The sequence below is a fragment of the Bradyrhizobium sp. Kon58 genome, from assembly GCF_055807455.1.
Map to the genome: position 1 here is coordinate 1 of NZ_JBVVOT010000143.1, position 484 is coordinate 484.

The following is a 484-nucleotide window of genomic DNA, read 5'->3' on the forward strand; positions in this document are numbered from 1 at the left end:
GCTTCGGTTGCAACCAGGCGATGTGGAACTCCCTGGCGCCCCACTTTCTCGAGCGTTTTCGCGTGGTGCTGTATGACCTGGTGGGCGCCGGCCTCTCGGACCTTGGCGCCTACGACAAAGCCAGGTACAGCACGCTGGAGGGTTATGCCCGCGACCTCAACGAGCTGATCGACGCCTACGCCGAAGGCCCGGTGATTCTGGTGGGTCACTCGGTCAGCGCGATGATCGGCGCCCTTGCCGACCGCTTCGCCCCGGGACGGGTCGCGGCGCACGTGATGATTGGCCCTTCGCCGCGCTATATCGACACCCAGAGCTATGTCGGCGGCTTCAAGCGCGACGACATCGAAGACCTGCTCGACACCCTCGACAGCAACTACCTCGGCTGGTCCAGCAGCATGGCCCCGGTGATCATGGGCGCCCCTGGGCAACCTGAACTGAGCAGCGAACTGACGGAAAGCTTCTGCCGCACCGAACCCGACATCGC

1 protein-coding gene is annotated in these 484 nt (G+C 64.7%); it reads left to right on the forward strand.

Features of this window, described 5'->3' with window-relative positions:
• The coding region (locus tag AC0L20_RS39860) for an alpha/beta fold hydrolase (RefSeq protein ID WP_473295646.1) at window positions 1-484 on the forward strand (484 nt) is incomplete at both ends.